Raw genomic sequence first — 9,522 nt, 5'->3', positions numbered from 1 at the left:
TAAGCTTTCCAGCGCCGATGGTACTGCACCGGGGACGGTGTGGGAGAGTAGGACACCGCCGGACAATTTTTTGATTGATGTAGGAGGGCCACCCGGGTTGCCGGGTGGCCCTCCTGCGTTTTCGGGGTGTTTTCTGTGCTTCCCGTGCCTGTGTGTTCGATCCGGTTGCCGGGTTCTGTTTTGCTGGGTTGGTCAGGTTTTTTCGTGTGTGCTGGGGTGGTGACGGCCGGGTTCTGGAGGGGTTGTCTCCCCTCTGGGGCCCGGCTTTTTGCTTGCCCGGCCGCGGGGCCTGTGTCCCCGCTCAACCGTCCCTCTCCTCTTTGCCGCCGTGCTGCTTCTCCGTCGCCGCAGGGGGCCAACGGGCGTCATCTCATTCGCCCTGTGAAGGGGTTGGGGCGGTGGTTAGGAGGGGGGCTATTCGGTGGGGGATTTGGGTTGAGAGGGCGATTGTCGTGTCTGTGCGTTGGACGGCGGGGGAGGCCAGGACGCAGGCGATGATTTCCTGGAGGTGTTCCGTGTTTCGGGCTACGACGCGGCAGAGCAGGTCGGCCTGGCCGCTGGTGCCGTGGGCTTCCAGGATTTCCGGGACCTCCTCCAACGCGCGTACGGCCTCGGCGAGCCTGCCCTGGGAGATTTGCAGGGAGACGAACGCGAGTATGGGATAGCCCATCTCGGAGGGGACGATCGTCGGGCCGAAGTCGCCGATCACACCGCGGGCGACGAGCTTCTCGACCCTCGCCTGTACGGTCCCGCGGGCTACCCCCAGCAAACGTGCGAGTTCCGTCAGGCCGATGCGCGGGTGCGCGCGCATGGTGCGCAGGAGCCGGCTGTCCAGTGAGTCGATGCGTCCAGAGCCCGTAGACATGGCTCAGAGACTACGGGCGTATGTCCAGCGAGGTGGTCGGAGGGAGGCAGGCGTGGCCGGGGTGGTCGAGTGACGACTTCAGGTCGTGTCGGCTGCGGGGGGAGGGGTGGCCGGGGGCGGGCGAGCCACTGCTTCAGGTCGTGTCGGCTGCGAGGAGAGGGCTGGGCGGGATGACTAGTGTCGTGCCTGATTTCAGAGGCGATTGTGGGCGGCTTGACTAGTTTTGGTGGGCGCTCTTGCCAGTCAAATGGGTAATTGCTGATAGTTCTGCCATGTTCGAGGAAGCGCAGTACTTCGCGCCGGTGGCGATGCAGGAGGACGGGTCGGTCGTCGTCGAGTTGGCGGCGAACCATCCCGGGGTGGCGGACCCGGTCTACCGTGAGCGTCGCAACGCCATCGCCGCGCTGGCGTTGAACCACATCCCCGGCGAGCCGATCCCGGAGGCCGCCTACACCGAGCAGGAGCATGAGGTCTGGGGCCTGGTGAGCCGCGAGCTCGCGATCAAGCATCGTAAGTACGCCGCGGGCGAGTACCTCGAAGGATGCCGGCGCCTCGGCCTCCCCGAGGACAGGATTCCGCAGCTGCAGGAGGTCGGTGACCTTCTCGAACCGCTGACGGGCTTCAGGTACCTCCCCGCCGCCGGGCTTGTCCCGCTTCGGGACTTCTACGGCGTGCTGGAGGATGGCCTGTTCCATTCGACGCAGTACATCCGTCACCACTCGGTGCCGTTCTACACGCCGGAGCCGGACGTCATCCACGAGGTGGTCGGGCACGCGAACGCGCTGGCGTCCGATCGGTTCGCCGCGTTGTACCGGCTGGCCGGGGCGGCGGCGCGCCGTGTGGAGACCGACGAGGCGCTGGAGTTCGTCTCCAAGGTGTTCTGGTTCACGATGGAGTTCGGCGTGCTCACGGAGGACGGCGAGGACCGCGCGTACGGCGCGGGGATCCTCTCGTCGTACGGCGAGATCGAGGAGTTCCGCGGTATGGACATCCTGCCGCTGGACCTGTCCCTGATGGGGACGACCACCTACGACATCACGAAATATCAGGATGTGCTGTTCCGGGCCGCGTCGATGAGCCACCTCGAAGACGTCGTCGGCACGTTCTGGGCGACCTGCGACGACGACACCATCGCCCGGATGGTCGCCGATGGGGGAGCCGGTAGGAGTAGGGCAGGCGCGAAGTAAGAGGCCCAGGCGAGAGAGCGAGAAAGAGGGAGAGAGGGATAGGAGCGAGTGGCCCTACTCGGTGACCGTGCGACCCGAGGCGGCCGACCGGGCGGGCTGCTCCGAAATGCTGGTGGCGGGCGGTCCGTCCGCAGAAGTGGTCGGTGCGAAGAATGGTGGCGGGTAGTCAGCCCGCAGGTGGCCGGTTCAGGGGGATCGGCCGGGGGTTGCCGGGCCGGTCGCGCCGCCTTCCGGGGTGGGGACGCGGGGCGACCGGGGCGGGTGTCAGTGCGGCGTGACGAGGCGGTAGCCGACTCCGCGCACGGTTTGGATCAGCCGGTCCTCGTCGTCCCCGAGCCGGGCGCGGAGGCGTTTGACGTGGACGGCTATGGTGTTCGTCGACATCGCGTCGGCGGCGTGCCACACGTGGCGCATGATCTGCTCCCGCGTGACCGTCCGGTCGGCGTTGCGCATCAGGTAGTGCAGAAGCTCGAACTCCCGAAGGGGCAGGTGTACGGGCATCCCGGACACGCGCACCTGGTAGGCCCCCACGTCGAGTTCGACGCTGCCGACCGTGAACACTCCTCGTGAGCCGGCGTCCCCGGGGAACGCCGCCTGCACCAGGGGCAGTAGCTCGGGCACGCGGTACGGCCGGGCCACGCACGCCGTGGCTCCGGCGGCGAGGCCCTGGACGGCCTGTTCCGCGTGCCCGTCGCCCACGCCCAGCAGGACGGGGACGGCCCGCGCCCTGCGTACCGCGCGCACGAAATCGACGGGCCCGATGACGGGCAGGGTGGCGCTGACGAGCACGACGTCGGGCCGGAGGGCACCGGCCTGCAGCAGTGCTTGCGCGCCGTCGGAGACTCCGGTGACGAGGACCCCTTCGCGCTCCAGCGCCTCGGCGAGTTCCCGCACCATTTCGTCGTCGGGATCGGCCACCAGCAGCATGGGCGCCGACCGAGTGTCCCCGTCCACTTCAGGTGCCGCCTGCGGCTGGGTCACACCATCTCCTCAAGGCTCCTCAAGGTTCCATGGGCTCTATCGGCTCCTGGACCTAGGAGTCGATCATCCGAAGCGGCCGGTGATGTAGTCCTCGGTCGCCTTTTGCGTGGGGTTGGTGAAGATCTTGGAGGTCTCGTCCATCTCGATGAGCTTTCCGGGCTGTCCCTGGCCGGCCAGGTTGAAGAACGCGGTACGGTCGCTGACCCGCGCGGCCTGCTGCATGTTGTGGGTCACGATGACGATCGTGTAGTCGTTCTTCAGCTTGGAGATCAGGTCCTCGATGGCGAGCGTCGAGATCGGGTCCAGGGCCGAGCACGGCTCGTCCATGAGCAGGACGGCCGGGCTGACGGCGATGGCCCGGGCGATGCAGAGCCGCTGCTGCTGTCCGCCGGACAGGCCCGCGCCCGGCTTGCTGAGCCGGTCCTTGACCTCGTTCCAGAGGTTGGCGTCCTTCAGCGACGTCTCGACGATGCCCTCGGCCTCGGACTTGGAGATCCGGCCGTTGAGACGCAGGCCCGCGGCGACGTTGTCGAAGATGGACATCGTCGGGAACGGGTTCGGCCGCTGGAAGACCATGCCGACCGTGCGGCGGACGGACACCGGGTCGATGTCCGGGCCGTACAGGTCCTGGTCCTCCAGGAGGATCTTGCCGTCGACGTGCGCGCCCGGGATGACCTCGTGCATGCGGTTCAGCGTGCGCAGGAACGTCGACTTGCCGCATCCGGACGGGCCGATGAAGGCGGTGACCGAGCGCGGCTCGATCGTCATCGTGATGCCTTCGATCGCCTTGTGCGATCCGTAGTAGGCGTCGAGGTCGGAGACCTCGATCTGCTTGGCCATGTCGATAACCCCTTACCGGCCCTTGGCGGGCGAGCGCCACCAGGCGATGAGGCGCGCCACCAGGTTGAGCAGCATGACGATCAGGATGAGGGTGAGCGCTCCGGTCCAGGCCCGGTCGACCGCCGTGACGTTCGGACGCTGGGCTTGGTCGAAGACGTAGAGCGGGAGGCCCATCTGAGGTCCGTTGAACGGGTTCTCGTTGATGGAGTCGGTGATGAAGACGGTCAGCAGCAGCGGCGCGGTCTCACCGGCGACGCGGGCGATGGCGAGCATGACGCCCGTGATGATGCCGGTGAAGGCCGTCGGGATGACGACCTTGGTGATCGTCTTCCACTTGGGCACGCCGAGCGCGTACGACGCCTCCCGCAGGTCGTTCGGGACCAGGCGCAGCATCTCCTCGGCCGAGCGGACCACGGTGGGCATCATCAGGATCGACAGCGCGAGCGCGCCGGCGATGCCGGAGTAGCCGAGGCCGAGCACCAGGACCCAGAAGGCGAGAACGAAAAGACCGGCGACCACCGAGGGGATGCCGGTCATGACGTCCACGAAGAAGCTGATGGACCGGGCGAGCTGCCCGTTCTGGCCGTACTCGACGAGGTAGACGGCGGTGAGCAGGCCGATGGGCACGGAGATCAGGGTGGCGAGGCCGACCTGTTCCAGCGTGCCGAGGATGGCGTGGTAGGCGCCTCCACCGGCGTCGCGGGCGCCGATGTTGCGCATCGAGTGGGTGAGGAAGTCCACGTCGAAGCGCGCGAGCCCGTTCTTGATCACCAGCCAGAGGACCGAGATGAGCGGTACCACGGCGATGGCGAAGGCCAGCCAGACCAGGCCGAGGACGACACGGTCCCTCAGCCGGCGACTGAAGGACACGTGGGTGATGGTGGCGGGCGACATGGTCATGCGGCGGCCCTCGAGTAGTCCTTGCGGCGAGCGATGATCAACCGCGCGGCCGTGTTGACCAGGAGGGTGATCACGAACAGCACGAGGCCGGACGCGATGAGCGCGCCCTGGCCGATGGGGGTGGCCTCGCCGAATCCGTTGGCGATGTTCGCGGCGATGCTGTTGCCGTTGTTGGACAGCACCTGGATGCTGATGTCGAACGTCGCGGGGAAGATGAGCGCGACCGCGATCGTCTCGCCCATCGCGCGCCCGAGGCCGAGCATGGCCGCGCTGATGACGCCGGGACGGCCGAACGGCAGGACCGACATCCTGATCATCTCCCACCGGGTCGCGCCGAGCGCCAGGGACGCCTCCTCGAGCGACCTGGGCGCCTGCAGGAACACCTCCCGGGAGATGGCGGCGATGATCGGCAGGATCATGATGGCCAGGACGACCGCGCCGGTCAGCATCGACTTGCCGTAGACGGCGTCCCCGGCGAACAGGGGGATCCAGCCGAAGTAGTCGTTCAGGAAGGTCCAGGGACCCTGGACGAACGGGATGAGGAAGATGACGCCCCACAGGCCGTAGACGACGCTCGGGACCGCGGCCAGCAGGTCGATCACATAGCCGAGCGCCCCGGCCAGGCGGCGCGGCGCGTAGTGGGAGATGAACAGCGCGACGCCGATGGCCACAGGAAGGGCCATGATCAGGGCCAGCAGCGAGCTGATCACGGTGCCGAACGCCAGCGCCGCGATGCCGAACTTGGCCTCGGTCGCGTTGGGCGTCCAGATCTTCTCGGTGAGGAAGTTGGAGGTGTTCGCCTGGAAGGCCGGGATGGCCTTCACGACGAGGAAGACGGCGATGGCCGCCATGATGGCGAGTAGTACCACGCCGGCACCGGTGGTCGCGAACCGGAAGGGGCCCTCACCGCGACTGCGCCGGATGGCGGACCGGCGCGTGGCCGGCCCGCCATCCTGGATACGAAGTGGCGTCGCCATTGAGTTAGGAGATCGCCTCGACGGCCGTCTGCACCTTGGTCAGCAGAGAGGCCGGCAGCGGGGCGTAGCCGAGCCCGGTCAGCGCGGACTGGCCGGCGTCGCTGGAGGTGTACTTGAGGAAGGCCTTGACCAGCTTGGAGTCCTCGGCGGACAGGCCCTTCTCACAGGTGATCTCGTAGGTCACCAGGACGATCGGGTAGGCGCCCGCGGCCTTGGTGGCGTAGTCGATCGACAGCTTGAGGTCGTTGCCGGTGCCCTTGACCTCGGCGGCCTCGACGGTCTTGGCGGCGCTCTCGGGGGTGAGCTCGACGAACTCACCGGAGCCGTTGGCGACCTTGGCCTTGCTCAGGCCGGAGTTCTCGGCGAAGGAGAGCTCGACGTAGCTGATGGAGCCCTCGGCGCTCTTGACGGTCTGCGCGATGCCGTCGGAGCCCTTGGCGCCCTGACCCTTGGCCTCGGCGGGCCACGCCTTGGCGGGCTCGTACGGCCAGCCGGCGGTCGCCTTCAGGAACTTGGTGAAGTTGTCGCTGGTGCCCGACTCGTCCGAGCGGTGGACGGCCTGGATCGGGGTCGACGGGAGCTGCGCGTCGGGGTTGTCCTTCTTGATCGCCGCGTCGTCCCACTTGGTGATCTTGCTGTCGAAGATGCCACCGATGGTCGCCGGGGAGAGCTGGAGGTTGTCCACGCCGGGGAGGTTGTAGACCACCGCGACCGGGCCGATCACCATGGGAAGGTTGATCGCCTTGCCGGTCTTGCAGCGCGCGTCGGCCTGGGCGGGCTCGCCCTTGTCATCCTTGAGCGCCGAGTCGGAGCCCGCGAAGGCGACCGTGCCCTGGATGAAAGCCTGCACGCCCGCGCCGGAGCCGCTGGGCTGGTAGTTGATGCTCACACCGGAGTTCTGCGACTGGAACGCCTTCTTCCACTCGGCGATGGCGTTGGCCTGAGCCGAGGAGCCTGCGGCGTTGATCGTGCCGCTGAGCGTGGTGCTGTCGCCGCCGCCCATGCTGGTGGACGGGGCTGTGCTGGCGCCGCTGTCGCTGCCGCTGTTGTTATCGGTTCCGCACGCAGCGAGCGAAAGCACGCCGGCGATGGCGGCTACGGCGAGCCGGCCTGCATACTTCACGGTTGTTGTCCTTCCACGCTGTTTTTTCAACGGGTAGGACGGTAAGGAGTCAAGATGACTTAATCCCCGGTTAAAGGTGAACGAGGCGTGAACGGGCCCGGTCGTGCTCGTTTGAAGCGGGTCATGTACCGAGGTCAGAGCCTATGTCACAAGATGGGCTCAATGTCCGCGTCGCTGGCGGCATCCATATCCTGAGACGTCCTGAGAAGCTCACCCATGTACGCGACTGTGCCCTCACGGGGAGTTGCACGCGTCCTTGGCTGCCGTAGCGTCGAAGCGACGACCGTGAGGAGGTTCGACGTGCTTCCAGGATGCGGTAGCTGCAGTTGCTACCTCGAAGACCGTGTCATCTCACGCCCGCCGGACGAGCGCTGAACCGCTGACGGCGCGCGGGTGAACAGCAGGTGAGCGCGCCCGGTCCGCCGGGCGCGCACTACGGCTCTGACATGCCCAGACGTGCTCAGTCGCCGAGGCGCTTGAGCACTTCGGGGTGCAGGAGCGGGTTGGCGCACACGAGGCTGCCCCCGTCGACGTCCGTCGCGCCGGACAGGTCGGTCCACACGCCCCCGGCCTCCTCGACGATCACCGTCAGCGCGGCCATGTCCCAGGCCGACAGCTCCGGCTCGGCCGAGATGTCGACCGCGCCCTCGGCGACCATCACGTGCGACCAGAAGTCGCCGTAGGCGCGGGTGCGCCACACCGTGCGGGACAGGTCGAGGAACTCCTCGAGGCGCCCGCGCTCCTCCCACCCGCCGAAGCTGGAGTAGGAGAACGACGCGTCGGACAGGCGGCTCACCGACGAGACGGTGCAGCGCGACGCCTTGGTCAGGCTGCGGCCCGTCCACGCCCCGCCGTCCTTCGCGGCCCACCAGCGGCGGCCGAGCGCGGGGGCCGAGACCACGCCCACGACGACCTTCCCGTGCTCCATGAGAGCGATCAGCGTGGCCCAGACGGGGACGCCGCGCACGTAGTTCTTGGTGCCGTCGATGGGGTCGACGACCCAGCAGCGCGAGCCGTACCCGCTGGTGCGGCCCGTCTCCTCGCCGATGACCGCGTCACGGGGACGCGCGCGCCGCAGGGTGCCGCGGATCGCGTCCTCGACGGCCTGGTCGGCGTCGCTCACCGGTGTGAGGTCCGGCTTGGTGTCGACCCGCAGGTCGACGGCCTTGAACCGGCGCATGGTCAGATCGTCGGCGCTGTCGGCCATCATGTGCGCCAGCCGGAGGTCGTCGGTATAGCCCGTCACAGCGCACACCGTACCCTGCGGGGGCGATTTTCATCAGGCGTGATGAGACCGTTTCGGTGCCTATGGCCGCGCCTCCGGCTCGGCGGTTCGGGGCGCTCCTTGCCCCGAACAGCTTTCAGCGCCGTCTAGCCAGGAACCTCGGGTGTTCACACCCGAGAGGAATGGCTTCCCTGCTTGTGGTTTCGGTGTTACTCCCGGTGATGCAGTGACGGGATTGAACGCACCCGGTTCGCTGGGGAACGGCTCTCTGATCCGTTATCGGCACTGCGACACGCGGCATGGCCTGCCATGCCGGGCAGTGGGTCACGCTGCCGTACGCGGCCCGGACCGTCGACGCCATCGACGGCGAGGAGCTGCAAGCTCGGTCGTTCACGACCGAGAAGCCGACTCGTCGTCGGGCTCGCCGTCCCGGCTGGCGAGCAGGCGGCGCAGGGACGCGAGGCCGGCCGCGTCGGCGTGGCCCTGCTCCACCCAGGCGTCGAGTGAGCATTCCTCGCCGCGGTGGTTGCACCCCTTGGGGCAGTGGACGGCGCCTTCGGCCAGCGCGGGGAAGGCGGCCAGTACGTTGTCGATCACGACGTGGCCGAGCCCGAAGCTGCGCACGCCCGGTGTGTCGATGATCCACCCGCCGAAGGGCAGCTCCAGGGCCACCGCCGAGCTGGAGGTGTGGCGCCCGCGGCCGGTGATCGCGTTCACGTGCGAGACGGCGCGTCCGGCGGCGGGCACGAGCGCGTTGACCAGCGTCGACTTGCCGACCCCCGAATGGCCGACCAGGACGCTGAGCCGGTCGGCCAGCCGGGACCGCAGCTCCTCCAGCTCGCCGCCCTTCTGCACGACGACGTACGGCAGGCCGAGCGGCGCGTACCGGGCCACGAGATCGTCCGGCGCGGCGAGGTCGGCCTTGGTGAGGCAGAGCAGCGGCTCGATGTCGGCGTCGAACGCGGCCACGAGCATGCGGTCGATCATCCGCGGCCGGGGCGGCGGGTCGGCGAGCGCGGTGACGATGACGAGCTGGTCGGCGTTGGCGACGATGGGGCGCTCGACCTCGTCGGTGTCGTCGGCGCTGCGCCGCAGCATCGAGGTGCGCGGCTCGACCCGGACGATGCGCGCCAGGGTATCCGGCCGCCCGGTGGTGTCGCCCACGAGGCCGACGCGGTCGCCCACCACGATGCCCTTACGGCCGAGCTCGCGCGCCCGCATCGCCGTCACGACGTGCGGATCGGGCGCGCGCTTCCTGCCGTGTCCGTCCGGGGCCGCACCCTCGACGAGGCAGGTGTAGCGGCCGCGGTCGACCGCCACGACGAAGCCCTCGACGGCGTCCTCGTGCGTGGGACGGCGTCTCGTCCTCGGCCGCGACCCCTTGCCGGGCCGGACCCGCACGTCCTCCTCGTCGTACTCGCGTC

At 68.4% G+C, this 9,522-nt stretch carries 9 protein-coding genes; 1 reads left to right on the top strand and 8 read right to left on the bottom strand.

The annotated features are described in order from the left end of the window. Nucleotides 1–370: 370 nt before the first annotated feature. Nucleotides 371–865 carry an Lrp/AsnC family transcriptional regulator gene (locus AB0M95_RS28215; RefSeq protein ID WP_363770698.1) on the bottom strand — a complete coding sequence of 165 codons (495 nt, stop codon included), beginning with the start codon at nt 863–865 and terminating at the stop codon, nt 371–373. Between the two features lie 272 nt (nt 866–1,137). Here AB0M95_RS28215 and AB0M95_RS28210 point away from each other — a divergent pair, with 272 nt between their 5' ends. Then, nucleotides 1,138–2,052, top strand: coding sequence for a phenylalanine 4-monooxygenase (locus AB0M95_RS28210; protein ID WP_363770695.1), 915 nt, complete (start codon nt 1,138–1,140; stop codon nt 2,050–2,052). Between the two features lie 264 nt (nt 2,053–2,316). Here the strand turns inward: AB0M95_RS28210 and AB0M95_RS28205 are convergent, their stop codons facing one another. The 7 genes from AB0M95_RS28205 to rsgA all read right to left on the bottom strand — a co-directional run bounded on the left by AB0M95_RS28205 (nt 2,317) and on the right by rsgA (nt 9,499). After that, nucleotides 2,317–3,033, bottom strand: coding sequence for a response regulator transcription factor (locus tag AB0M95_RS28205; RefSeq protein WP_363770692.1), 717 nt, complete (start codon nt 3,031–3,033; stop codon nt 2,317–2,319). A gap of 63 nt (nt 3,034–3,096) precedes the next feature. Beyond that, nucleotides 3,097–3,873, bottom strand: coding sequence for a phosphate ABC transporter ATP-binding protein PstB (pstB, locus tag AB0M95_RS28200; protein ID WP_363770689.1), 777 nt, complete (start codon nt 3,871–3,873; stop codon nt 3,097–3,099). A gap of 12 nt (nt 3,874–3,885) precedes the next feature. Next, nucleotides 3,886–4,773 carry a phosphate ABC transporter permease PstA gene (pstA, locus tag AB0M95_RS28195; RefSeq protein ID WP_363770686.1) on the bottom strand — a complete coding sequence of 296 codons (888 nt, stop codon included), beginning with the start codon at nt 4,771–4,773 and terminating at the stop codon, nt 3,886–3,888. Beyond that, nucleotides 4,770–5,750: a phosphate ABC transporter permease subunit PstC gene (pstC, locus tag AB0M95_RS28190; protein WP_358527088.1), complete on the bottom strand. Its 981-nt coding sequence runs from the start codon at nt 5,748–5,750 to the stop codon at nt 4,770–4,772. Before pstC ends, pstA begins: the two co-directional genes overlap by 4 nt. A 4-nt stretch (nt 5,751–5,754) precedes the next feature. Further along, a complete protein-coding gene (gene pstS / locus AB0M95_RS28185) occupies nt 5,755–6,873 on the bottom strand; it encodes a phosphate ABC transporter substrate-binding protein PstS (protein ID WP_363770683.1) in 1,119 nt (372 codons plus the stop codon). A 460-nt stretch (nt 6,874–7,333) separates the two neighbouring features. After that, on the bottom strand, nt 7,334–8,119 hold the full coding sequence (hisN, locus tag AB0M95_RS28180; protein ID WP_363770680.1) for a histidinol-phosphatase: 786 nt from the start codon (nt 8,117–8,119) through the stop codon (nt 7,334–7,336). Between the two features lie 369 nt (nt 8,120–8,488). Beyond that, nucleotides 8,489–9,499 carry a ribosome small subunit-dependent GTPase A gene (gene rsgA / locus AB0M95_RS28175; protein ID WP_363770678.1) on the bottom strand — a complete coding sequence of 337 codons (1,011 nt, stop codon included), beginning with the start codon at nt 9,497–9,499 and terminating at the stop codon, nt 8,489–8,491. Nucleotides 9,500–9,522: the final 23 nt, after the last annotated feature.

Origin of the sequence: Sphaerisporangium sp. NPDC051017 (assembly GCF_040683095.1) — a bacterium.
Taxonomy (GTDB): Bacteria; Actinomycetota; Actinomycetes; order Streptosporangiales; family Streptosporangiaceae; genus Sphaerisporangium.
This window is presented reverse-complemented; position numbering and strand designations above follow the sequence as displayed.

What these genes read in the sequence shown, in the direction of transcription:
- AB0M95_RS28215 (WP_363770698.1), bottom strand. Translation starts at nt 865, where the DNA reads ATGTCTACGGGCTCTGGACGCATCGACTCACTGGACAGCCGGCTCCTG.
- AB0M95_RS28210 (WP_363770695.1), top strand. Translation starts at nt 1,138, where the DNA reads ATGTTCGAGGAAGCGCAGTACTTCGCGCCGGTGGCGATGCAGGAGGAC.
- pstB (WP_363770689.1), bottom strand. Translation starts at nt 3,873, where the DNA reads ATGGCCAAGCAGATCGAGGTCTCCGACCTCGACGCCTACTACGGATCG.
- pstA (WP_363770686.1), bottom strand. Translation starts at nt 4,773, where the DNA reads ATGACCATGTCGCCCGCCACCATCACCCACGTGTCCTTCAGTCGCCGG.
- pstC (WP_358527088.1), bottom strand. Translation starts at nt 5,750, where the DNA reads ATGGCGACGCCACTTCGTATCCAGGATGGCGGGCCGGCCACGCGCCGG.